Source organism: Flavobacterium sp., from assembly GCF_027531705.1.
Classification (GTDB): Bacteria; Bacteroidota; Bacteroidia; order Flavobacteriales; family Flavobacteriaceae; genus Flavobacterium.
Map to the genome: position 1 here is coordinate 61,781 of NZ_JAPZSP010000010.1, position 23,014 is coordinate 84,794.

Annotated in this window: 21 protein-coding genes and 1 tRNA gene; 13 read left to right on the forward strand and 9 right to left on the reverse strand. The window is 32.7% G+C overall.

All coding sequences use genetic code 11. From position 1 onward, the window contains the following. Positions 1 to 2 precede the first annotated feature (2 nt). On the forward strand, positions 3 to 419 hold the full coding sequence (gene aroQ / locus O9267_RS04760) for a type II 3-dehydroquinate dehydratase (RefSeq protein ID WP_298176636.1): 417 nt from the start codon (positions 3 to 5) through the stop codon (positions 417 to 419). A 73-nt stretch (positions 420 to 492) separates the two neighbouring features. Then, positions 493 to 2,967: a DUF5686 and carboxypeptidase regulatory-like domain-containing protein gene (locus tag O9267_RS04765; protein ID WP_298176639.1), complete on the forward strand. Its 2,475-nt coding sequence runs from the start codon at positions 493 to 495 to the stop codon at positions 2,965 to 2,967. A gap of 2 nt (positions 2,968 to 2,969) precedes the next feature. Here O9267_RS04765 and O9267_RS04770 read toward each other — a convergent pair whose 3' ends face one another. After that, positions 2,970 to 3,650: a prolyl oligopeptidase family serine peptidase gene (locus tag O9267_RS04770; protein ID WP_298176641.1), complete on the reverse strand. Its 681-nt coding sequence runs from the start codon at positions 3,648 to 3,650 to the stop codon at positions 2,970 to 2,972. Between the two features lie 54 nt (positions 3,651 to 3,704). After that, positions 3,705 to 3,778: transfer RNA gene (locus O9267_RS04775), tRNA-Met, on the reverse strand. Positions 3,779 to 3,929: 151 nt separating this feature from the next. Here O9267_RS04775 and O9267_RS04780 point away from each other — a divergent pair. Next, positions 3,930 to 4,322 (forward strand): START-like domain-containing protein, encoded by a 393-nt coding sequence (locus tag O9267_RS04780; RefSeq protein ID WP_298176643.1) that lies wholly within the window; start codon positions 3,930 to 3,932, stop codon positions 4,320 to 4,322. Between the two features lie 61 nt (positions 4,323 to 4,383). Beyond that, on the forward strand, positions 4,384 to 5,217 hold the full coding sequence (locus tag O9267_RS04785; RefSeq protein WP_298176645.1) for an aminotransferase class IV: 834 nt from the start codon (positions 4,384 to 4,386) through the stop codon (positions 5,215 to 5,217). Here O9267_RS04785 and O9267_RS04790 read toward each other — a convergent pair. The 5 genes from O9267_RS04790 to O9267_RS04810 form a co-directional block, all read right to left on the reverse strand. Then, on the reverse strand, positions 5,206 to 5,766 hold the full coding sequence (locus tag O9267_RS04790; protein WP_298176648.1) for a YqgE/AlgH family protein: 561 nt from the start codon (positions 5,764 to 5,766) through the stop codon (positions 5,206 to 5,208). The genes O9267_RS04785 and O9267_RS04790 overlap by 12 nt on opposite strands. A 113-nt stretch (positions 5,767 to 5,879) precedes the next feature. After that, the gene (locus O9267_RS04795; RefSeq protein WP_298176651.1) at positions 5,880 to 6,152 is read right to left on the reverse strand and encodes an HU family DNA-binding protein; all 273 of its coding nucleotides are present in this window, start codon (positions 6,150 to 6,152) and stop codon (positions 5,880 to 5,882) included. 182 nt (positions 6,153 to 6,334) lie between these two features. Then, complete coding sequence (gene fmt / locus O9267_RS04800) at positions 6,335 to 7,282, reverse strand: methionyl-tRNA formyltransferase (protein ID WP_298176653.1); 948 nt, start codon at positions 7,280 to 7,282, stop codon at positions 6,335 to 6,337. A 22-nt stretch (positions 7,283 to 7,304) separates the two neighbouring features. Further along, positions 7,305 to 9,197: an ATP-dependent DNA helicase RecQ gene (locus tag O9267_RS04805; protein WP_298176655.1), complete on the reverse strand. Its 1,893-nt coding sequence runs from the start codon at positions 9,195 to 9,197 to the stop codon at positions 7,305 to 7,307. A gap of 66 nt (positions 9,198 to 9,263) precedes the next feature. Then, positions 9,264 to 9,797: an ATP-binding protein gene (locus O9267_RS04810; protein WP_298176657.1), complete on the reverse strand. Its 534-nt coding sequence runs from the start codon at positions 9,795 to 9,797 to the stop codon at positions 9,264 to 9,266. Positions 9,798 to 10,040: 243 nt separating this feature from the next. Between O9267_RS04810 and O9267_RS04815 the strand changes: the two genes are divergently transcribed. From O9267_RS04815 to O9267_RS04830, 4 genes are all read left to right on the forward strand, one after another. Continuing rightward, complete coding sequence (locus O9267_RS04815) at positions 10,041 to 10,325, forward strand: DUF493 family protein (RefSeq protein ID WP_298176659.1); 285 nt, start codon at positions 10,041 to 10,043, stop codon at positions 10,323 to 10,325. Beyond that, complete coding sequence (locus tag O9267_RS04820; RefSeq protein WP_298176661.1) at positions 10,325 to 11,038, forward strand: DUF4290 domain-containing protein; 714 nt, start codon at positions 10,325 to 10,327, stop codon at positions 11,036 to 11,038. Before O9267_RS04815 ends, O9267_RS04820 begins: the two co-directional genes overlap by 1 nt. 36 nt (positions 11,039 to 11,074) lie before the next feature. Continuing rightward, the gene (gene murA / locus O9267_RS04825) at positions 11,075 to 12,385 is read left to right on the forward strand and encodes a UDP-N-acetylglucosamine 1-carboxyvinyltransferase (RefSeq protein WP_298176663.1); all 1,311 of its coding nucleotides are present in this window, start codon (positions 11,075 to 11,077) and stop codon (positions 12,383 to 12,385) included. An 87-nt stretch (positions 12,386 to 12,472) separates the two neighbouring features. Continuing rightward, positions 12,473 to 13,240 (forward strand): TSUP family transporter, encoded by a 768-nt coding sequence (locus O9267_RS04830; protein ID WP_298176666.1) that lies wholly within the window; start codon positions 12,473 to 12,475, stop codon positions 13,238 to 13,240. Between the two features lie 55 nt (positions 13,241 to 13,295). On the opposite strand, the gene rho is transcribed toward O9267_RS04830, so the two are convergent. Beyond that, complete coding sequence (rho, locus tag O9267_RS04835; protein ID WP_298176668.1) at positions 13,296 to 15,095, reverse strand: transcription termination factor Rho; 1,800 nt, start codon at positions 15,093 to 15,095, stop codon at positions 13,296 to 13,298. A 181-nt stretch (positions 15,096 to 15,276) separates the two neighbouring features. On the opposite strand from rho, the gene O9267_RS04840 reads away from it, so the two are divergent. The 5 genes from O9267_RS04840 (at position 15,277) to O9267_RS04860 (ending at position 21,716) form a co-directional block, all read left to right on the forward strand. Next, positions 15,277 to 15,690, forward strand: coding sequence for a DUF4293 domain-containing protein (locus O9267_RS04840; protein WP_298176671.1), 414 nt, complete (start codon positions 15,277 to 15,279; stop codon positions 15,688 to 15,690). Between the two features lie 255 nt (positions 15,691 to 15,945). Beyond that, positions 15,946 to 17,037: an SGNH/GDSL hydrolase family protein gene (locus O9267_RS04845; protein ID WP_298176673.1), complete on the forward strand. Its 1,092-nt coding sequence runs from the start codon at positions 15,946 to 15,948 to the stop codon at positions 17,035 to 17,037. Beyond that, positions 17,027 to 18,397 (forward strand): sialate O-acetylesterase, encoded by a 1,371-nt coding sequence (locus O9267_RS04850; RefSeq protein ID WP_298176675.1) that lies wholly within the window; start codon positions 17,027 to 17,029, stop codon positions 18,395 to 18,397. Before O9267_RS04845 ends, O9267_RS04850 begins: the two co-directional genes overlap by 11 nt. 7 nt (positions 18,398 to 18,404) lie before the next feature. Continuing rightward, positions 18,405 to 20,687, forward strand: a complete 2,283-nt coding sequence (gene bglX / locus O9267_RS04855; protein WP_298176678.1) for a beta-glucosidase BglX — start codon at positions 18,405 to 18,407, stop codon at positions 20,685 to 20,687. Between the two features lie 69 nt (positions 20,688 to 20,756). Beyond that, positions 20,757 to 21,716, forward strand: a complete 960-nt coding sequence (locus tag O9267_RS04860; RefSeq protein ID WP_298176681.1) for an aldo/keto reductase — start codon at positions 20,757 to 20,759, stop codon at positions 21,714 to 21,716. Positions 21,717 to 21,726: 10 nt separating this feature from the next. Here O9267_RS04860 and O9267_RS04865 read toward each other — a convergent pair whose 3' ends face one another. Then, a complete protein-coding gene (locus O9267_RS04865; protein WP_298176684.1) occupies positions 21,727 to 23,013 on the reverse strand; it encodes a cellulase family glycosylhydrolase in 1,287 nt (428 codons plus the stop codon). Between the last annotated feature and the right edge of the window lies 1 nt (position 23,014).

The following is a 23,014-nucleotide window of genomic DNA, read 5'->3' on the forward strand; positions in this document are numbered from 1 at the left end:
CAATGAAAATCATCATTATCAACGGTCCAAATCTTAATTTACTCGGTAAAAGAGAACCAGATGTTTATGGAAACGAAACATTTGAAGATTATTTCAAAAAACTCTTAAATGAATTTCCAGATATAAAATTAGATTACTATCAAAGTAATATTGAAGGTGAACTTATTAATAAACTACAAGAAATTGGTTTTGAATATGATGGAATCATTTTGAATGCCGCAGCTTACACTCATACTTCGATAGGAATTGGTGATGCGGTAAAAGCAATAAAATCTCCTGTTGTTGAAGTTCATATTTCTAATACCTTTTCAAGAGAAACTTTCAGACATCAATCGTATATTTCGCCAAATGCTAAAGGAATAATTATCGGTTTTGGCTTGGAAAGTTACCGACTGGCAATTCAGTCTTTTCTAAAATAAAGTTTTTTGATTTTCTTTTGCAGTAGCATGCAACCTTTTGACAATACTAATCGTCTATAATAAAAATAAAGCCATGAAAAAAATCATTCTGCTCCTATTATTATTGTCAAATCCAATTTATTCTCAAGTAAGAGGAACCGTTACTGATACCAATGGCAATCCAATTTCGTTTGTAAATATCTATCTAAAAGATACCTATACAAGTACAACTTCTAATGATTTAGGGCGTTTTGAAATCAACTTAAAAATTCCTGGAACTTATGTTATTTTATTTCAATATCTTGGTTATAAAACAGAAAAAGTTGTTGTAACTATCGAAAAAATACCTGTAAATATTGATATTCAGCTAAAAGAAGAAGATTTTCAGCTAAATGAAATCGTGGTTTCTAAAAAGGATAATCCTGCAATTGCCATTATGAAAAATGCTATTGCAAGTAGAAAGGAAAATTCAGCTAAAACAGCCAAGTATAAATGTGATTTTTATTCAAGAGGTATTATTAAGGTAAAGGATTTGCCTAAAAAATTTATGGGTCAAGAGATTACCGAATTTGATGATGTGGTTGACTCAACAAGAAGTGGCATTCTTTATTTATCAGAAACTGTTTCTAAAATTATTTTTCAAAAACCCGACAAATTAAACGAAACTATTATTGCTTCAAAAGTTAGTGGTAACAGTCGCGGAGTGAGCTTTAATACAGCTTCTCAAGCCAACTTTGATTTTTATGAAAACTACTTAGATTTTGATACAAAAGTCATTTCACCCATTGCAGACAATGCTTTTAATTATTATAAATTTCAATTTGAAGGCTCTTTTTATGATGAAAATAACCAACAAATCAATAAAATAAAAGTTACTCCAAAACGAGAAAACGAACCAGCCATGGAAGGCTACATCTATATAGTAGAAGATAGTTGGGCTATTTACGCGACTGATTTGACTATAAAAGGTTCCCAAATTCAGAATCCAGTAATCAATACATTGCAGATTAAACAAAATTTCAGTTATAATTCGAATACTAAAATTTGGGTGAAAAACATTCAAACATTAGATTTTAATGCAGGAATTTTTGCCTTCAAATTCAATGGAAGATTTACGCATGGCTATTCTAACTTTGAGTTTCCTGATAAATTTGACAAAAAAACATTTAGCAGAGAAATTCTAAAGTTTGAAGAAAATGCAACTAAAAAAGATGATGCTTTTTGGGCAACCATACGACCAGTTCCTTTGACCGATGAAGAAGCGATTGATTATGTCAAAAAAGAAAAATTACGTATCAAAAAAACTTCACAAGTTTACTTAGATTCTATTGACAAAAAGCATAATAAATTCAAACTATCAAGCCCGATTATGGGTTATAGCTATTCTAATACTTTCAAAAAATGGTCGGCGCAATATGATGGCCCGCTAATGGCAACTTCTTATAATACTGTACAAGGTTTTAATTCAAATGTTGGAATTTACTTTAACAAAAGAGACGAAGAAAAAAACACATTTTCAAGCACTGGCGCACGTTTTACCTATGGATTTGCTGAAGATAAAGTAAGAGTTGTTGCTAGTCATACCCAAAAATTCAACAATACTAACAAAGCAACTTTAACCATTTTTGGAGGAAGTTCAGTTGGTCAATTCAACCAAAATAGACCCATTGCTAACATTGTAAATGCCGTAAGTTCACTTTTCTTCAAAAATAATTTTATGAAATTATATGAGAAAAATTTTGTGACAGCCAATTTTAATAGAGAAGTTCTAAATGGTTTACATATGTCTTTTGGTGCCGAATATGCCGAAAGAAAACCACTTTACAACACAACCGATTATGCTTTTATAAAATCGGATGATTTGTATAGTTCAAACAATCCGTTGTTGCCAAACGATTTTTTAAACCAACCTTTTCAAAAAAATAATTTGGTCAAAACCAATATAAATGCAACTATAAAATTTGGACAGCGTTATTATTCGCGACCAGATGGAAAATATAGTTTTAATAACGGAAAATTTCCAACTATCAATTTAGGTTACGAGAAAACATTTGCGGCAACCAACAAAGACTACGAATATGATCTTGTTACCGCAAAAGTTTCAGATGAATTTTCGATTGGAAATAAAGGAAATTTACAAGTTAATTTAATGGCTGGAAAGTTCTTTAATGCAGAAAATATAGCTTTTACCGATTTTAAACATTTCAACGGAAATCAAACGCATATTAGTCATGGTATGAGTTATTTGAACGAATTTAATCTTTTGCCTTACTATTCATCAAGCACCAATGACAGTTATTTTGAAACACATTTGGAACACAACGACAAAGGTTATTTGATGAATAAACTTCCTTTGCTCAAAAAACTACAATCGCAATTGGTTTTAGGATTTCATAATTTGTCAATTCCAAACAGAACTCCTTACAGAGAATTTACAGTTGGATTAGACAATTTAGGTTTTGGAAAATTTAGATTTTTGAGAATCGATTATATTCGTTCTTATCAAAATGGTTTTCAAGGTGATGGCGTTTTATTTGGAATAAAACTTTTAGAAATGTCTAGAAACTAGTTTTATTTCTTAACATGTTCGAACAACCAATTATATAAAGCATCCGTGTGAAATAATGATTCAACGCTACCATGAGTTCCGCCTGGTATTGTTGTAAAAGTAACATCGGCGTTTTTATCACATTTTTTGATGGCTTTTACAATTTTTTGAGATTCCGAAATAGGAACTGCTTTGTCATTATCACCATGTTGAATCCATAAAGGCAATTTGGCTAGATTACAAGCATCTTTTTCGTTTCCACCACCACAAATAGCAACTGCAGCTGTTATCTTATCTGGATGCTTGCCTGCGATTTCTAGCGTGCCATAACCGCCAAGGCTCATACCGCAAACATAAACACGAGAAGTATCGGTTGTGTATTCTTTTTGAATATATTCTATCAATTCTAAAATTTTGTCAGCATTCCATGGACCACTTGCTAATTGTGGCGCAACGACTATTGCTTTGATTTTTCTACCTTTTTCAATAGCTTTAATAACACCATATCGTTTTACCTTATTGATATCAGTTCCCGAAAGACTTTTACCGTGAAGAAATACTAAAATTGGAAGTTTCTCAGTTTTATCTTCAACTACAGGAACATTTATCCAAAAAGGATAAGCTGTTTTTCCAACAATTGTTTTTAGTTGGGCGTTGGAAACAGATATTACTTGTAAGAATAATAAAATGTATATTTTTTTCATTTTTTAAAATTTGAAGTTATAAAAAAAACCCAATCACATAGTAATTGGGTTTTGTAGCGAGAGGGAGATTTGAACTCCCGACCTCAGGGTTATGAATCCTGCGCTCTAACCGACTGAGCTACCTCGCCATTTTCGGTCAGAAATGTTATTTCATTGCGGGTGCAAATATAAAACTTAAATCAGATGTTGCAAATATAAATCACTAAAAAAAAATTATTTTTGAAAATGCTTTTTTTTTGAATTTTAATTCTATACTTTTCGGGAAATATTTTGCACATAATGGAATCAAAAATACGTTACGAATTAGAATTTCCTATAAATTCATCCCCTCAATTGTTATATCAATATATATCAACACCTTCTGGACTTTCAGAGTGGTTTGCTGACAACGTAAATTCACGTGGTGAATTCTTTACTTTTATTTGGGATGATTCCGAAGAAAACGCCCGATTGGCGTCAAAGAAGACAGGCGAAAAAGTTAAATTCAAATGGGTTGATGAAGATAATAAAGATACCGAATACTTTTTTGAATTAAGAATTTTAGAAGACGAAATAACCAAAGATGTTTCTTTAATGATTGTGGATTTTGCCATTGAAGAAGAAGTTGAAGAAGCTTCTCTGTTATGGGAAAATCAAGTTTCTGAACTAAAACATGTTATTGGCTCTGTGTAAAACACATTATTAAACTTATATTTGTCCCGTCAATTTCTAATAAACTTGACGGGATTTTTTTATGGTAAATTTGAACGGCGAAATTGTTTCCTCAACTACAACATTATCAAACACTAACAGAAGTTTTCTATATGGCGACGGTGTTTTTGAAACAATAAAAATTGTAAACGATAAGGTTTTATTTCTTGAAGAACACTACTTCAGATTGGTTTCTTCTATGCGAATTGTACGAATGGAAATTCCAATGAATTTTACAATGGAATATTTTGAAGAACAAATACTAAATCTCGCAAAAGCAACTAACTGTTCACAATCTTGCAAAGCTAGAATTACTGTTTTTAGAAATGACGGCGGTTTATATTCGCCTGAAACCAATACTGTTTCTTTCATCATTCAAACCAATCCGATTGAAAATCCAAGTTATCAATTGAATCAATCTAGCTACGAAGTTGAATTGTATAAAGATTTTCTTGTAACGAAACAATTGCTTTCGACAATCAAAACAACTAATAAAATAATTAATGTAACTGGTAGCATTTTTGCAAAAGAAAATGATTTTCAAAATTGTCTTTTACTAAATACCGATAAGAATGTTATTGAAGCATTAAATGGAAATATTTTTATGTTAATAGGAGACAAACTTATAACTCCAGCCCTATCTGAAGGTTGTTTGAACGGAATTATGCGTAAGCAAATCCTAAAAATTGCAAAAAAAATTGAAAATATCGAAGTAATTGAAGGTGTAATTTCCCCATTCGATTTACAAAAAGCAGATGAATTATTTATCACAAATGTTATCGTAGGAATACAACCAATAACAAAATACCGCAAAAAAGAGTTTACTTCTACTCTTGCAATTAAATTGAACGAAAAGTTAAATGAATTAATTCAATAAAGGATTTTCAGGTGCATTAGACCAAATAATGTATTCACCACCTAATTCTAGAATTTTTTCTTTCCAAAAATCAGTGGTTGGTTTTCCAATTATTTTATTTTTATACAGATTTTCAACAACAATCCAAGAGTTTGCTTGCATTTCAGATTCTAGTTGTTGAGCATCCCAACCAGTATAACCTAGAAAAAATCTAATATTGTCTTTTTTTACAGAACCATCATTGATTAAATCTCGTGTCAGTTCAAAATCGCCACCCCAATAAATTCCATTAGAGATTTCTACGCTATTAGTAATTAACTCAGGAACATTATGTATAAAATACAAATTGTCTTGCTCGACTGGTCCACCATTATAAATTTTAAAATTAGCTTCAATTTCGGGAACTAAATCTTTGATAGTATATTTTAGAGGCTTATTTATTATAAAACCAACAGAACCTTCATCGCTATGTTCTGCCAATAAAATTACAGACCTATTGAATGATAAATCTCCAATTATCGAGGGTTCAGCAATGAGCAAATGTCCTTTCTGTAGTTTTTCAGATGTCATAAACTTGCAAATTTTTAATAAATATAAGAAAAAAAGGTAAAATTCCAAATTTTTATTAAAAAAAACGCTTCGATAATATCGAAGCGTTTAATTTATATCAAAGTAAAACTAGATTAGTTTACAGAACCTTCTAAGTCCGCTCCAGCTTTAAATTTCACTACATTTTTAGCAGCAATTTTGATAGTTTTTCCTGTTTGAGGATTTCTTCCGTCTCTAGCAGCTCTTTTAGAAACTGACCAAGATCCGAAACCTACTAAAGATACTCTTCCACCTTTTTTCAAAGTACCACCTACGTTTCCTAAAAATGATTCTAAAGCTAATTTAGCTGCAGCTTTTGTAATTCCAGCATCGGCAGCAATAGCGTCGATTAATTCTGATTTGTTCATAATAATAGTTATTAATTGTTGGTTAAACATTTTTTTGTTAATCATAACAAATTTAATAGAAAATATACACCTCGCAAGTGATAAGCCTCATTTTTACTGATTTTGTTAATAAATCATGGCTTTTGTTGATAAATCCAGCTTTTTAAAGTTGCATTTTTCCCATTATCAACAAAATCATGGTCTCACGAAGCTTTAATTGTATTCGAAAATGTCATTCCGTTTAACAATTCAACCGTTTTCATCTTCTTTTTACCAGGAAATTGAAGGCTTAAAACCTCAATAAAGCCATCTTGAACAGCAATTTTCAATTCTTTTTTGGTAGAAATGATTGTTCCAATAGCAAATGAATGATTTTCTGAACTCAATTTTGCTTCATAAATTTTCACGCTCCATTCTTCATCACCATCTTTAAACAAGCACCAAGCAGCAGGATAAGGAGACAAACCACGAATTAAATCATGAATTTGTTTTCCTGAAATATTCCAATCTATTTTGCAATTTTCACGATTGAGTTTATAAGCCGTTTTTATGTCATTTGAATCTTTTTGAATGGTTGTAGTAACATTGCCACTTTCAATTAATGCTAACGTATCTACAACAGCTTCACTTCCTATTTGCATCAATCTATCATGTAATTCGCCAGCATTTTCAGTCTCTGAAATAGGCGTTTCTTTACTCAAAATCATGGCGCCTGTATCAATTTTATCATCAATAAAGAAAGTAGTAACGCCAGTTTTGGTTTCTCCATTAATAATAGCCCAGTTTATTGGGGCAGCTCCACGATAATTGGGTAACAACGATGCGTGAAGATTAAAAGTTCCTAGTTTTGGCATTTTCCAAACAACTTCTGGCAACATTCTGAAAGCTACTACAACTTGTAAATTTGCATCCAAGCTTTTTAATTCAGCTAAAAAAGTTTCGTCTTTTAAATTGGTTGGTTGCAAAAGGTTTAAGTTGTTTTCTAGAGCATATTCTTTGACAGCCGAATATTTTATTTTCTGACCGCGACCTGCTGGCTTATCGGCAGCCGTTATTACTCCAACAACTTCATACTTATTTTTGATTATGGTATCTAAAATGCCAACGGCGAATTCGGGTGTTCCCATAAAAACGATTCTTAGTTTTTCCATTCAGGCTGAATTTAGTTCAGTTTTATTTAAGTGAATATAGATTGTTAGGTTTAACGATGACAATATCTTTTTCCAACAAATCTTGAAGGGCAAAGATAACATCGTCTTTGGGTAATTTGGTCATTTTTTGAATATCTCTCGAATTTAATTCTTGTATTTTCAACAAACCAATAATTTTTTCTGAAATTGACTTTGTGCTTTTCTTTGGGACAGCTTTGGAAATACAATACGAGCAAACACCACAATCTTCTTCTTTAATTTCACCAAAGTAGCGCAACAACAATTTGCTCTTGCAAGTATTTTTCTCCTTTATATAATACAAAACCGATTTTAACTGATGTGTTTTCAATTGATTTTGTGCTTCCAAGTATTTGGAAACACGATTTATGGTTTTTTCGTCTTCGCGAACTTCATTAAAAACAATTGTAGCGTCATTATTTTTGGCAATATATTCGATTATATCTTTTTCTTTCAACTTTTTTAAAACAGCCAAAACTTGATTTTCTGCTGAATTAGATTTTTTGGCAATCAATTGAAGATTGAAAGCTGTCAAGGTTTCATAAATTCCGGGATAAGTTCTTAAAATGGCTAAAATAATTTCTTCATCTTGCGGATTCAAACTCATATATCTAATGACTTCTTTACTTTCGATGATGAATTGCAATGAAATTTTTTCTGAAAACTCTTGCGACAATGAAATAATACCTTGTCTATCCAAAAACTGCATAGCATTATAGACTTTTAAAGTCGGAAAATTATATTTGGTGCAAAATTGGTTCAGGTTAAAACTAAATTGCTCATCAATTCCTTCTCCATATGCGATTTGGAAGAAATTGCACAGTTTTACAAAAACCAAATTCAAGAAAACTTTATCAGGTAAACTTCCTAAAAATTGTTCTTCGGCGTGAATTAAGTCGGATGAATTGGCTAATAAAACACCATAAGCTTTTTCACCATTTCGACCAGCACGACCAGCTTCTTGGTAATAATTTTCTAGATTTTGCGGAAAATGAAGATGTATGACCGTTTTTACATTGGCTTTGTCAATTCCCATTCCGAAAGCGTTTGTTGCCACCATAACTTGCACTTTTTCGTCCATCCAAAGTTGCATATGGTTGTTTTTTTCTTTAGCTGATAAGCCGCCATGATAAAAAGTTGCTGTAAATCCTAACGTTTCAAGTTGCGAAACGGTATCAGAGCAAGCTTTTCTATTGGTAACATATATGATGGATGGTTGTGGATTTTTACGAAGAATTTGCTCAATCATGTAGAGTTTATCTTCGACTTCAAAAACCATGTAGGCTAAATTATCTCGTGCAAATGATTTGGTAAATATTGCAGGATTATTGAGTTGAAGTTGCACAAAAATATCTTCTTGAACGCGTTTGGTCGCCGATGCTGTCAAAGCCAAAAAAGGCACTTTTGGAAAATATTCTTTAAGCTTTACAATTTTGAGATAAGCTGGTCTAAAATCGTGTCCCCATTGTGAAACGCAATGTGCTTCATCAATAGTGATAAGGTTTATTGGTAAGTTTTTAATTCGTTCGACTATCCAATCGTTTTGTAATCTTTCTGGAGAAAGGTAAAGGAATTTGTAATTTCCGTATTGGCAATTGTCGAGCAAATCGATTATTTCATCTTGACGAATTCCGCCTGTTAGTGCGATTGCTTTTATCCCTTTGCTTTGAAGGTTTTGCACTTGGTCTTTCATAAGTGCGACCAAAGGCGAAATGACCAAACAAATTCCGTCCATCATCATGGCTGGAACATGAAAACAAATTGATTTTCCGCCACCAGTTGGCATTAATCCGAATGTGTCTTTTCCGCTTAAGACTGATGAAATTATTTCCTCTTGCGGAGCTCTAAACGCATCGTGTTTCCAGTATTGTTGTAGGATTTCTAATGGTTTAGACATTTTTATTTAGGATTTACGAATTATGGATTTTGGATTTTTTTTCGTAAAAATAATAAAAGTACACTATTATAGTGAATTTAGTATAAAAAGAATGCGTTCTTCTACTGTTCCTTTTGGAACTTCTATCAGATTGTAACCGTAAGTTTGATAGGTTTCTTTGAGATGTTCAAAGATAAGTTTGGCTTGTTCGTAGTTTTCGTAGCGAGCTTCGTCACTTATATAAATTTCTTGCCAAGGTGGCAAAACAAAGACTTTGGTATAAGCATGATCTTTACAAGCTTGGTCAAAAAAAGAAGGATAACTATCGCCGATATAATGCATGTAAGCCAAAATATCTGGAATTCCGCGGTCTAGGAAAACAAAATCGGCTGCGTCTTGTTTGGCGCTTTCAAATTGTTTTTTTCTGCCTTCGAGAAGCAATTCGCTAAAAAGTAATGGTTTTTCGAGAAAAAGTTGTTCGATTCCTTGTTTTTTGGCTTCGAGAGTTATTTGGCGTGAAATCTCAGGAAAACACGAGTAACCTTGTTCGATAAGTCCATCGATTATGGTGGTTTTTCCAGTTCCTGGACCGCCTGTTATAACTACAAGTTCTTTTCTCAATTTTTTTGAAATAAGGCGCAAATTTATTGAAATGTTTTAGATAAAAGAATACGTTTTTGAAATTTTATTTTTTATTCAATGCAAAAACTCACTAGCCCCGATTGCAGCGGCACAAAGTAGAGCGGAAAGCGGGAAAATGGAAACCTAAAATGCCCGAACCATTCGCTCCTAAAATTCCTAAATCATAAAATCGTAAATCCTAAATCTAAAATTGTATATTTGCTTTTATTTTCAAATTTAAGAATGGATAAGAAGACCGAAGAATTTTATGTTAGGTTAAAGGAAGAGCTAAGCTCTACATCTGAATGGCCAAGTGAATATTTGTACAAATTTATTGTGCCAACTGACCCGAAAAAAGTGGAAGAAGTTGAAAATGCTTTTGATAATATGGGTGCGGTTATCAATACGCACCAGTCTAAAACTGGAAAATATACCAGTCTTTCTATAAATGTAACTATGCAAAGTCCTGCTGATGTTGTAGAAAAATACATTGAAGTTTCTAACATTGAAGGGATAATCTCATTATAATGGTACCAAAATATATAAAAGAAAATGCCAACGATACGGTTCAGTATTTAGAATACAATGCCGAGCGTCCGCATTTAATCATTCCGGAATATGGTCGTCATTTGCAAAAATTGATTGATCAAGCTACCGCAATTGAAGACAGAGAATTGCGTAACAAAACGGCAAAATACATTATTTATGTAATGGGTGGATTGAATCCGCATTTGAGAGATGTACCCGATTTTCAGCATAAATTATGGGATCAGTTGTTTATCATGTCTAATTTTAAGATTGATGTAGATTCGCCTTATCCTATTCCGTCAAGAGAAGTTTTGCAATTGAAACCTGAAGTTCTTCAGTATCCGCAGAATTTCCCTAAATACCGTTATTATGGAAACAATATCAAGTATATGATAGATGTTGCCAACAAATGGGAAGAAGGCGAAATGAAAGGCGCATTAATAAAAGTGATTGCCAATCATATGAAAAAATCGTATTTGAGTTGGAATAAAGACACGGTAACAGATGCCGTAATATTTGAACATCTTTACGAATTATCAGGCGGAACAATAAACTTGATTCAAAGTGATGAAGAGTTGTTGAATACCACCGACTTGATGCGAACCAATAAGCGAGTTTCTAACAAAATAATGCCAGCTGGACAGCCAAAAATTCAAAGCAACAAGAAAAAACCATTTGTTAAGAAAAATAATAATCAAAATAAAATTCAATAAGTGTTTTACATAACATTTAATCATAACCAATAATCTATGAGCGTTTTTAAAATAGAAGGTGGAAAATCATTAAAAGGAGAAATTACACCACAAGGAGCCAAAAACGAAGCTTTACAAATTTTATGTGCAGTGCTTTTAACTCCAGAAAAAGTAACCATCAATAACATTCCTGATATTATTGATGTCAATAAACTGATAACCCTTTTGGGAAATTTGGGTGTTAAAATCCAAAAAAACGGAAAAGGATCTATCACTTTTCAGGCAGACGAAGTAAATGTTGGTTATCTTGAAACGGAAGCTTTCAAAAAAGAAGGTGGTTCGCTCAGAGGTTCTATCATGATTGTTGGTCCATTATTAGCACGATTTGGAAAAGGATATATTCCTAAACCAGGTGGTGATAAAATTGGAAGACGACGTTTGGACACACACTTTGAAGGATTTATAAATCTTGGTGCAAAATTTAGATACGAAAGAGAAGACCATTTTTATGGTGTAGAAATGGACGGGCGTTTGAAAGGTGCTTATATGCTACTTGACGAAGCATCAGTTACTGGAACAGCTAATATCGTTATGGCAGCTGTTTTAGCTGAAGGTACAACTTCTATTTATAATGCCGCTTGCGAACCTTACTTACAACAATTATGCAAGATGTTGAACTCAATGGGTGCTAAAATCACTGGTGTTGGTTCTAATTTGTTGGTAATTGAAGGTGTAGAATCACTTGGTGGTTGTGAGCACAGAATTCTTCCAGATATGATTGAAATTGGAAGTTGGATCGGTCTTGCAGCTATGACAAGAAGTGAAATTACAATTAAAAATGTTAGTTGGGATAATTTAGGTGTTATACCAAGTACATTTAGAAAACTAGGAATTACATTAGAACGTCGTGGTGATGATATTTACATTCCAGCTCACAAAGATGGTTATGAAATAAAAACAGATATTGACGGTTCTATCTTGACTGTTGCTGATGCACCTTGGCCAGGATTTACTCCAGATTTATTGAGTATTGTTTTGGTAGTAGCAACACAAGCACGTGGAGATGTTTTGATACACCAAAAAATGTTTGAAAGTCGTTTATTCTTTGTAGATAAATTGATTGATATGGGTGCCAAAATTATGTTGTGTGATCCGCACAGAGCTGTTGTTATGGGACATGATTTCAAATCGCAACTGAAAGCAACCGTAATGAGTTCGCCAGATATTAGAGCGGGAATTTCGTTATTGATAGCCGCACTTTCTGCAAAAGGAACAAGTACGATTCAAAATATTGAACAAATCGATAGAGGTTACGAAAATATTGACGAACGTTTGAGAGCTATTGGTGCTAATATTGTGAGAGCTTAAAACTTAAAATTCCAATAATATAAATTCCAAATTCCAACTGATGTACTACTTGGAATTTGGATTTTTTTTTGAGTTTAAAAACTATTTATGGAAACATATATAATTGTAATTCTTTGTATCGCTTCTTTTTTCGCAGGCTTTGTTGATGCAATTGTTGGCGGTGGCGGATTGATACAAACTCCAGTTGCTTTGATTTTGTTGCCAAATTATGCGGTTTCTTCTATTATTGGATCTTTAAAAATTCCGGCTTTTAGTGGTACTAGTTTTGCTGCCAATCAATATTTGAAAAAAGTAGACATGAATTGGAAACTACTTTTGATAATGGCTATTATTGCTTTTTGCGCTGCTTTTTTGGGTTCCAATTTGCTGACTATGGTTAGTAATGATTTTATGAAGCCTTTATTGCTAGTTGTACTTACTTTAATTGCCATTTATACTTTTACCAAAAAGAATTTTGGACAACATCAAGCCAAAGATTTTTCTACCAACAAACAACTTTTATATGCTATATTAATGAGTGTTTGTATCGGCTTTTATGACGGATTTATTGGTCCAGGAACGGGAAGTTTTCTGGTTTTGGGATTTGTAGCCATTCTTGGGTTTGATTTTCTTCACGCTTCTGCCAATGCTAAAATGGTGAATTTAGCGACCAATTTTGGTTCGATTTGTCTTTTTGTTATTAAAGGAAAAATCATTTGGGCAATAGCAATTCCAATGGCTATTTGCAATGCTCTTGGTGGCTGGATTGGAGCCAAAGTTGCTATAAAAAAAGGAAATGGATTTATTAGAGTTTTCTTTTTGATTATTGTAATCGGAACACTAATTCGATTTGGTTATGATGTGTTTTTTAAATAAAAAAATCCCACTTGCTTAACAAATGGGATTCTATAATTTAATATTAAAACAGTAACTAGTCGTTCATCGAAATCAAAAACTCGTCGTTATTTCTTGTTTTCTTAATTTTATCACTAATAGTATCCATCGCCTCCACTGGATTCATATCGGCTAGATATTTTCTTAAAATCCACATCAACTGTAATGTTTTTGGATCTAACAATAAATCATCACGCCTTGTACTTGACGAAGTTAAATCGATAGCAGGGAAAATTCTACGATTTGCAATTTTTCTATCCAATTGTAACTCCATATTTCCAGTTCCTTTGAATTCCTCAAAGATAACCTCATCCATTTTAGAACCTGTTTCAGTCAATGCTGTTGCGATGATACTTAACGAACCACCGTTTTCAACATTACGAGCTGCACCAAAGAAACGTTTAGGTTTCTGTAACGCATTAGCATCAACACCACCACTCAATACTTTTCCAGAAGCTGGTTGAACCGTATTATATGCTCGCGCTAATCTGGTAATTGAATCTAACAAAATCACAACATCGTGACCACATTCTACCAAACGTTTTGCTTTTTCTAAAACAATGTTCGCAATTTTTACGTGTTCTTGTGGTTCTTTATCAAAAGTCGAAGCGATCACTTCACCACGAACACTACGTTGCATATCGGTAACCTCTTCAGGACGTTCATCTATCAAAAGCACAATCAAATAAACTTCTGGATGATTAGCAGCAATGGCATTGGCAATGTCTTTTAACAACATTGTTTTACCAGTTTTAGGTTGTGCCACAATCATACCACGTTGACCTTTTCCTATTGGAGAAAACAAATCGATAATTCTTGTTGAAACTGAACTTCCTCTTTCGGCAATTTTGAATTTTTCTGTTGGAAAAACGGGCGTTAAATGTTCAAATGAAACTCTATCTCTTACGACTTGTGGATCATGTCCATTTATTTTTAAAACTCTTACTAATGGAAAAAACTTCTCGCCTTCTTTTGGCGGACGAACCACACCTTTGACAGTATCTCCCGTTTTTAAACCAAATAATCTAATTTGAGAAGTTGACAAATAAATATCATCTGGCGAAGCTAAATAATTATAATCGGAAGAACGCAAGAAACCGTAACCATCAGGCATCATTTCTAGAACACCTTCACTTTCTATAATTCCGTCAAACTCAAAATCGGAATCTCTAAAATTATTTTTCTTGTTTTTAAAATTCGGATTTTGGTTCCCGTTTCCGTTGCCATTTTGGTTTACTTCATCAGTTCGCTTTCGCTCGTGTGGATTACCATTACCATTTCCGTTTTGATTCGGGTTTTGGTTCGGATTTTTGTTTTTGTTTTGATTCGGATTGAATTTCTTTTCTTTAGGTTGATTTTCTTCTCCTTCTTTACTTTCTACTGGTGAAGCTACTTCGTCGTTTACTGTTTCGGCAGTTTCAGCTACTACTTGTTCTTCTGTATTTTGATTTGTTTTTTTAGCAATTTTTTTCTCGTAATCCGCTTTTTTGAATTTTGCCACCTTCTTTTCAAAAGGTTTTGGAGCGACTTCTTTTTCTTCTACAATAACTTCTTTTTCAACTAAAATTTCTGGCTCAGAAAATAACGTTACCGATGCTTCTTTCGGTTGAATGTCTTTTTTATCCGAAATAATTCTAGCGCGTTTTTGCTTATTTTCAACGGATTTTTCAGATGATTTTGGAGCTTCTGTCGGTTCATCCAAAGAGTTTTGAGCGGTAAGAATCATATCGATTAATGCTTCTTTTTTTACGCCAGCATATTTTATGGTTTTAGCTAATTTAGCAATGTCTTGAAGCTCAGTAAGCTTCATTACTTTTAATGCAGAAATGTCAAACATAAATGTTTATATAAATTTAAATTTTTCTTGAGAAATTGAATAAGTAGTAAAGTTTGTGGTTTTGGAATCGTCGTAAAATGAAGTATTTACCGATTTATACTGCAATACTACAAATAAAATTTCAATTTGCAATAGTATTTCTAAAAAAGAAAATATATTTTTGCGAAACAAAATTTCACAAATGATTCAAAGGATACAAACTATTTACTTAATTCTGGCACTTGTAGTAACTGGTGTGTTGCCATTTGTTTTTAGTTTATGGACATTAGACACCAAAGTAGCGTATTATTTTATGCAAAATCAAGTGTATTTGGTACTTTTTGCTTTGAGCACCGTTTTATCGGCTGTAAGTATTGTGAGTTATAAAAAGAGACAAAATCAATTTGTAATGGGCAGATTGAATATCATATTAAATTTAATTTTATTAGGATTATTTGTATATCGTTCGCTAAATTTATCTGGAGAAACTCCTGTAGTTTCGGAGAAAGGTATTGGGATGTTTCTACCTATTGTTGCTATCGTGTTATTGGTTTTGGCCAATAAAGCCATCAAGAAGGATGAAGAGCTCGTAAAATCTGTTGATCGATTGAGGTAAACCTATAAACTTAGTTTATTAGTGCGAAGAAAAGTCCGAAATGTATGTTTCGGATTTTTTTTTGTTTTAGGGTTTTTAAGTTGTGATTATTTTTGAAAAAAAATAAAATTTGTACAAAAGTTTGTGATAATTTTCTATTTAAATTATTAAAAAAAAATAGATTTAATTCAATAATTATTTCATTACTATTTGACAAAATTATATCATTATATCTATTTGCTAACCCCTAATTTTACGCTTACAAAATTCGCTTTTATGAAATATTTGTTTCTTTTAATTTCAACAACTCTACTTACTTTTTGCAATGCTCAAAAAACCGAAATAGATTCAACAAAATATTTGTATTCAGGTAGAATTGAAAAACTTGAAAATAATAAATGTATTTTAATAAGTTCCGCTTCTTCAATTTCATTTAATTTTAAAGGAAATAAATGCGATATTTATTTAAAAAGTCTCGATTCTTATGAGCATCATAACTATGTTTCATTAGAATTAGATGGAAACTATATAGGAAGAATAAAAGTAGAAAAAGGTGAAACAAAATCTTATCCAATTTCAATTACAGAAGATTTAAAAGAACATAATCTAACCATCTACAAAGCTACGGAAGCATCAAATGGAGGGGTTTTATTTGAAAGTACTACAGCAAATCTAACAGAAATAAAACATCAGAAAAAAAAGAAAATAGAGTTCATCGGTAATTCTATAACTTGCGGAATGGGAAATGACACCAAAGAAATTCCGTGTGGAACTGGCGAATGGTTTGACCAACACAATGCGTATTGGGCTTATGGTCCTATCATATCAAGAACTTTAAAAGCTGATTTTTTATTGAGCTCGGTTTCTGGTATTGGAATGTATCGCAATTGGAATGATGAACATATTGACGAAGCTATTATGCCAGATGTCTATGAAAATTTGTACTTAAATAAAGACAAATCTAAACCTTATAGCTTTAATTTTCAGCCTGATATAGTTAGCATTTGTCTTGGAACAAACGACTTATCTGATGGAGATGGAAAAAAACTAAGATTGCCATTTAATGAAAAAAAATATATTTCAAATTATATTAATTTCATCAAGACGGTATACAGTCATTCCCCAAATACAAGAATTGTTCTACTAAACAGCCCTATGGTTTCAGGTGATAAAAACACTGTCTTTGTTAACTGTCTAAAAAAAGTAATTGCAGCTTTTAAAAAAGACAAAATGCATAAAAAAATTCAACTTTTTGAATACCAGCCAATGAATCCAAAAGGATGCGGATATCATCCTGACATAGATGACCACAAAAAAATGGCACAACAACTCGAATCTTTTTTTAAAAAACTATTAGATGAAGAATAAGTTATACTTTTTAATCATTATTGTTTCAAATTCAATGATGGCAAACATCACACTTCCTAGTATATTTTCGGATGATATGGTGTTGCAACGCAATTCGGAAATAAAAATTTGGGGTTGGGCAAATCCAAAAGAAGAAGTAAAAATTACCCCGAGTTGGAATAATCAAGAATATAAAATTGTTGCCGATAGCAATGCAAATTGGAGCATTACAATTCCAACTCCAAAAGAAGGAGGACCATATATAATTTCATTAAATGGTTATAACTCAATCATTCTGAAAAATATTATGATTGGTGAAGTATGGCTTTGCTCAGGTCAATCTAATATGGAGATGAATGCAAATTGGGGAATTAAAAATGGTGATGAAGAAGCAACAAAAGCAACAAACACAAACATTCGTTTTTTCTCAGTTGAAAAAGCCTCAGCAGAGACACCTCAAAACAATCTATCAGGAAATTGGACAGAATGTTCTCCTCAAATAATGAAAAAAAATAGCGCTGTTGCTTACTTCTTTGCAAACAGAATTACTGAAGATTTAAGGGATGTTCCTATAGGAATGATTGTTTCTGCATGGGGAGCAACATCAGCCGAAGTTTGGATACCCAAAAAAGAAATTGAAAGTAATCAAGATTTGTTAGAAGCTTCAAAAAAAATAAATCCAAATGAGTATTGTCCAGTTGGGGCTGGTAAAACTTTTAATGCAATGATTAATCCTTTAATTGGATACAAAATTGCGGGAGTTTTGTGGTATCAAGGCGAATCAAATGTTGGATCAACTATTTATGACAAAACATTTTCGGCTTTAATTACTTCATGGCGATCGCTTTGGAAACAAGATTTCCCTTTTTATTTTGTGCAAATTGCTCCGTATAAAAATGGTGACGATCGTTACAGTAGTGTTCTAATAAGGGATTTCCAACGACGCACCTTGCAACTTCCCAATACCGCAATGGTGGTAACGAGTGACATTTCAACAACTGACGATATTCATCCAAAAGATAAAAAATCGGTGGGTGTTCGATTGGCAAATTTAGCTTTATCAAATATTTACAAAACTAATTCTAATGTAGTAAATGGACCGCTTTATAAAGAACAAAAAATAACTAAAAATAAAATTACTGTTTTATTTGATTATGCAGACGGATTATATTTTAAAGACAAAAAAAACAATCAATTTGAAATTGCTGGTTCGGATACTATATTTTATAATGCTAAAGCAGAAATAAAAAACAATGAAATTATATTAACTTCCGATAAAGTAAAAAAACCAACGAAAGTTCGCTTTGCATGGGAAAATGCAGTGCAATCGCAACTTTTTAACAAAGCTAATTTACCAGCATCTTCATTCATCTCTGAATAAAAAAAATATGAAAACAAGAATAACAATAATCTTCTTAACTGCAATCACAATTATGAACGCCCAAAAAAAACCTCATTTAGATAAAACAAAACCTATTGAAGAACGCATTGATTTATTAATGGGTCAAATGACTTTGGAAGAAAAAGTGGGGCAAATGAACCAATACAATGGTTTTTGGGAAGTAACTGGTCCAGCTCCAAAAGGCGGTTATGCTGAAACTAAATATGAACATTTACGTAAGGGTTGGGTAGGCTCTATGTTATCGGTTCGTGGGGTTAAAAATGTAAAAGCCGTTCAAAAAATTGCAGTTGAGAAAACTCGATTAGGAATCCCTTTAATTATTGGTTTTGATGTAATTCATGGATACAAAACTCTAAGTCCAATTCCGTTAGCAGAAGCAGCAAGCTGGGATTTGGAAGCCATAAAAAAATCAGCACAAGTAGCCGCTGACGAAGCATCTGCATCTGGTATAAACTGGACTTTTGGACCAATGATGGATATTGCACGTGATGCACGTTGGGGAAGAGTTATGGAAGGTTCAGGTGAAGATCCATTTTTAGGAAGCAAAATTGCCTATGCCAGAGTAAAAGGTTTTCAAGGTGAAACAATTCAAGATTTATTAAAAGTAAATACAATTGCAGCTTGCGCAAAACATTTTGCAGCCTATGGATTTGCAGAAGCAGGTCGCGATTACAACACAGTTGACATAAGTAATTCAACACTTTATAATATAGTTTTACCACCGTTTAAAGCGGCCAATGATGCAGGTGTTCGCACGTATATGAATTCGTTTAATATTCTAAATGGAGTTCCTGCCACTGGGAGTTCTTTTTTACAAAGAGACATTTTAAAAGGGAAATGGAATTTTAATGGATTTGTGGTTTCTGATTGGGCATCAGTTCGCGAAATGGTAAACCATGGTTTTGCAAAAGATGCCGCTGATGCAACTGCAAAAGCCGTTATTGCTGGTTCTGACATGGATATGGAAGCGCATTATTATGTAGCCGAATTAGTGAATTTAGTAAAATCAGGAAAGGTAAATGAAAGTTTGATAGATGATGCTGTTCGAAGAATACTTCGAGTAAAATTTGAGTTGGGATTATTTGATGATCCATACAAATATTGTGATGAAGTAAGGGAAAAAGCTGCCATTGGTAGCAAAGCCAATAATGATGCAGTTTTAGATATGGCAAAAAAATCGATTGTACTTCTAAAAAATGACAATAACTTACTTCCTTTAAAAAAAACAGGGCAAAAAATTGCCTTGATTGGTTCACTAGCAAATGATAAAACTAGTCCATTAGGAAGTTGGCGAATTGCCTCTGATGATGAAACCGCAGTTTCGGTTTTAGAGGGTATGCAACAATATAAAGGCAATCAACTATCTTATGAAAAAGGAGCTGATTTAACTATTGGCAAAACCACTTTTGTTGACGAGTTAGTCTTTAATACAACCGACAAAAGCGGATTTGAAGCTGCAAAAAAAATTGCCAAAAATGCGAATGTTGTCATAATGGTTTTAGGCGAACATGGCTTTCAAAGTGGTGAAGGCAGAAGCAGAACTGATTTGAATTTGCCTGGAGTTCAACAAGAATTACTGGAGGAAATTTATAAAGTAAATCCAAATATTGTATTGGTTTTAAACAATGGAAGACCTTTGTCAATTCCTTGGGCAGCAGAACATATTCCGGCAATTGTAGAAGCGTGGCAACTTGGAACACAAACTGGAAATGCTGTAGCTCAAGTGCTTTATGGTGATTATAACCCAAGCGGAAAATTGCCTATAAGCTTTCCAAGAAATGTAGGTCAATGTCCTATTTACTATAATAACTATAACACCGGAAGACCTATCAATACTGATAACAATGTTTTTTGGTCACACTATACCGATGTTGAAAAAACGCCTCTATTTCCATTCGGATTCGGATTGAGTTATACTTCATTTGAATACAAAAATCTAAATATTAACCAACCCGAATTCGCTAAAGGTGAAACTGTAAAAATTACTGTTGATGTAACCAATTCTGGAAATTATGACGGAAAAGAAGTTGTTCAATTGTACCTTCATGATGTAGCGGCAAGTTTGGCTCGACCAATAAAAGAGTTGAAAGGATTTGAATTAGTGACTTTAAAAAAAGGAGAAACCAAAACTGTAAATTTCACATTAACAGATGCTGAATTAGGATTTTTTGATAATGACGGGAATTATTTAGTTGAACCTGGCACATTTAAAATTACCGTTGGAGGAAGTTCTGACAAAGGATTGGAAAGTAGTTTTGAAGTAAAATAAATATTGTTTGGTTTAAGTATAGAGGATTGAATTCAATTTCAATCCTTTTTCATTCAAATTATTAAATACATGAAATACAATAGATGTGGTAAGAGTGGCTTATTATTACCACAAATTTCATTAGGATTATGGCATAATTTCGGTTCGGTTGATGATTTCAAAAATGGAGAAGAAATTGTAAAAGTTGCTTTTGATAAAGGAATCACGCATTTTGATTTAGCAAATAATTATGGTCCAATTCCGGGTTCAGCAGAAAGTAATTTTGGTCAAATTCTTAAGAATAATTTTCAAGGAAATTTACGAGATGAACTAGTTATTTCAACAAAAGCTGGTTATAAAATGTGGGATGGTCCCTATGGTGATTGGGGTTCGAGAAAGTATTTACTGTCAAGTTTGGATCAAAGTTTAAAACGAATGAATTTGGATTATGTCGACATTTTTTATTCACATCGATTTGATCCCGAAACTCCTCTTGAAGAAACAATGATGGCATTGGATTATGCTGTTAAAAGCGGAAAAGCCTTGTACATTGGAATATCAAATTATAATGCAGAACAAACTGCGAAAGCAACCGATATTTTAAAACAATTAGGAACACCATGTTTGATCAATCAAACAAAACATTCGATGTTTGTTCGAGATCCTGAGAATGGTTTGTTAGATGTTTTAGAAGAAAAAGGAATTGGTTGTATTGCCTTTTCTCCATTGGCACAAGGACTTTTAACAGATAAATATTTGAACGGAATTCCTGAAAACTCAAGAGCTTTCAATCCGAATGGGCATTTACAGACAAATGCAATTACCGATGTTCTTCAAAATAAAATCTACCACCTTAATGAATTGGCTAAAGAGCGAAGTCAATCTTTAGCCCAGATGGCATTAGCTTGGTTGTTAAAAGACAATAGAGTAACTTCTGTTTTGGTCGGAGCCAGTTCGGTAGCACAATTGATGGACAGTTTACAAAGTTTGAAGAAATGCAGTTTCTCAACCTATGAATTGATAGAAATTGAAAAGATATTAGACTGCTAAAAAAATAATTTTATTTACTATTGACTTCAATTATTTTTAAATTATACTTTCTAATCAAATCTAGAGTACTTATTTCATCAGAAAAAACGGAGTTCAATCCTTGAGGTTCTTGTGGTGGATCGGTTGTAAAATCTACACCAATTTTCCATTTGCCATCTTTTGGATTATTTTTTGCAATTCCGGCATAACCCCAGAAGTTCAATGCTACAAATGGTTCGTTATTTGAGATTGCCTTTTCTAAACGTTCAAAAATAGCTTTGTAAAATTGATTTCTATATTCAACGGAAGCATTTCTATCTAAACTTTCTTGACTTCTTGGATAACCGAACTCTTCTAAAACTATAGGTTTTTGCAATATTTTGGCAACTTTAATATGCTCATCGATGTAGGCAATTGTCTTTTCTATAGCTACTGGTGTTGAACCTTTTTCATCTTCTATTTTATACCAACCCCAATTTTTTGGCCAAATATGCATAGTTAAATAATCGATATTTTTATTGGAGTGTGTTCTTTCAAAAGTATCAATATCATCATTTGAACCTGCTTTTCCTTCAGAGCCAGTTGTTATCAAATGATTACTATCCAAACGATTAATTTCGTCAACCGTTTCATTCAACCATTTTGTAAAAGCTGCTTCATTTTCTTTAGTAAAAACACGAGGTTCATTGGCAACTTCCCAAGCCATAATAGCTGTATCCTCAATATATTTTTTTCCTGTAATCGAATTTGTTCTACCAATAATAAATTGCATATGCTTTTTAAAATCGTCTTTACAAGGTTCACAAGAATGAAATTGAGAAGTAAAATTCATAAATTGAGGCCAAGTATTCGGGGCAATATTAGGGTTTGGAACTTTTCCGTAACCATTCCATTCCAAATATTTAGCCATACCTCCACTCCATTCCCAATTATTGTTAAGATATAAAATAGCATTTAAATTACGTTTTCCCATTTCGGCTAAAACAAAATCCAAACCTTCCAATAATTCTTGATTGTATTTTCCTTTTTCTGTTTGTAAAGCTGGTGTAACCGTAAAATCTTGATCACCACCTTCGGCGCCAACTAAAATTCGTAGGTTAGTAATTCTATTGGCTTTTAATTCATCTAATTCTTTTAAAAGTCGAGTTCTATCTCCGTTTTTTGCGCCAATCATTGCACCATACCAATAGTTTGTTCCAATAAAATTATATGGCTTTCCATCTTTTATGAATTCAGAATCTTTGACAGATATGAATTTTTTGGAACTGCATGATGCTAATAAAACTAAAGTTAATAGTGAAAGAATTGAGTTTTTCATT

Bases quoted from the DNA above. Each gene is read 5' to 3' on its own strand.
- aroQ (WP_298176636.1), top strand. From the start codon at position 3: ATGAAAATCATCATTATCAACGGTCCAAATCTTAATTTACTCGGTAAA.
- O9267_RS04765 (WP_298176639.1), top strand. From the start codon at position 493: ATGAAAAAAATCATTCTGCTCCTATTATTATTGTCAAATCCAATTTAT.
- O9267_RS04770 (WP_298176641.1), bottom strand. From the start codon at position 3,650: ATGAAAAAAATATACATTTTATTATTCTTACAAGTAATATCTGTTTCC.
- O9267_RS04780 (WP_298176643.1), top strand. From the start codon at position 3,930: ATGGAATCAAAAATACGTTACGAATTAGAATTTCCTATAAATTCATCC.
- O9267_RS04785 (WP_298176645.1), top strand. From the start codon at position 4,384: ATGGTAAATTTGAACGGCGAAATTGTTTCCTCAACTACAACATTATCA.
- O9267_RS04790 (WP_298176648.1), bottom strand. From the start codon at position 5,766: ATGACATCTGAAAAACTACAGAAAGGACATTTGCTCATTGCTGAACCC.
- O9267_RS04795 (WP_298176651.1), bottom strand. From the start codon at position 6,152: ATGAACAAATCAGAATTAATCGACGCTATTGCTGCCGATGCTGGAATT.
- fmt (WP_298176653.1), bottom strand. From the start codon at position 7,282: ATGGAAAAACTAAGAATCGTTTTTATGGGAACACCCGAATTCGCCGTT.
- O9267_RS04805 (WP_298176655.1), bottom strand. From the start codon at position 9,197: ATGTCTAAACCATTAGAAATCCTACAACAATACTGGAAACACGATGCG.
- O9267_RS04815 (WP_298176659.1), top strand. From the start codon at position 10,041: ATGGATAAGAAGACCGAAGAATTTTATGTTAGGTTAAAGGAAGAGCTA.
- O9267_RS04820 (WP_298176661.1), top strand. From the start codon at position 10,325: ATGGTACCAAAATATATAAAAGAAAATGCCAACGATACGGTTCAGTAT.
- murA (WP_298176663.1), top strand. From the start codon at position 11,075: ATGAGCGTTTTTAAAATAGAAGGTGGAAAATCATTAAAAGGAGAAATT.
- O9267_RS04830 (WP_298176666.1), top strand. From the start codon at position 12,473: ATGGAAACATATATAATTGTAATTCTTTGTATCGCTTCTTTTTTCGCA.
- rho (WP_298176668.1), bottom strand. From the start codon at position 15,095: ATGTTTGACATTTCTGCATTAAAAGTAATGAAGCTTACTGAGCTTCAA.
- O9267_RS04840 (WP_298176671.1), top strand. From the start codon at position 15,277: ATGATTCAAAGGATACAAACTATTTACTTAATTCTGGCACTTGTAGTA.
- O9267_RS04845 (WP_298176673.1), top strand. From the start codon at position 15,946: ATGAAATATTTGTTTCTTTTAATTTCAACAACTCTACTTACTTTTTGC.
- O9267_RS04850 (WP_298176675.1), top strand. From the start codon at position 17,027: ATGAAGAATAAGTTATACTTTTTAATCATTATTGTTTCAAATTCAATG.
- bglX (WP_298176678.1), top strand. From the start codon at position 18,405: ATGAAAACAAGAATAACAATAATCTTCTTAACTGCAATCACAATTATG.
- O9267_RS04860 (WP_298176681.1), top strand. From the start codon at position 20,757: ATGAAATACAATAGATGTGGTAAGAGTGGCTTATTATTACCACAAATT.
- O9267_RS04865 (WP_298176684.1), bottom strand. From the start codon at position 23,013: ATGAAAAACTCAATTCTTTCACTATTAACTTTAGTTTTATTAGCATCA.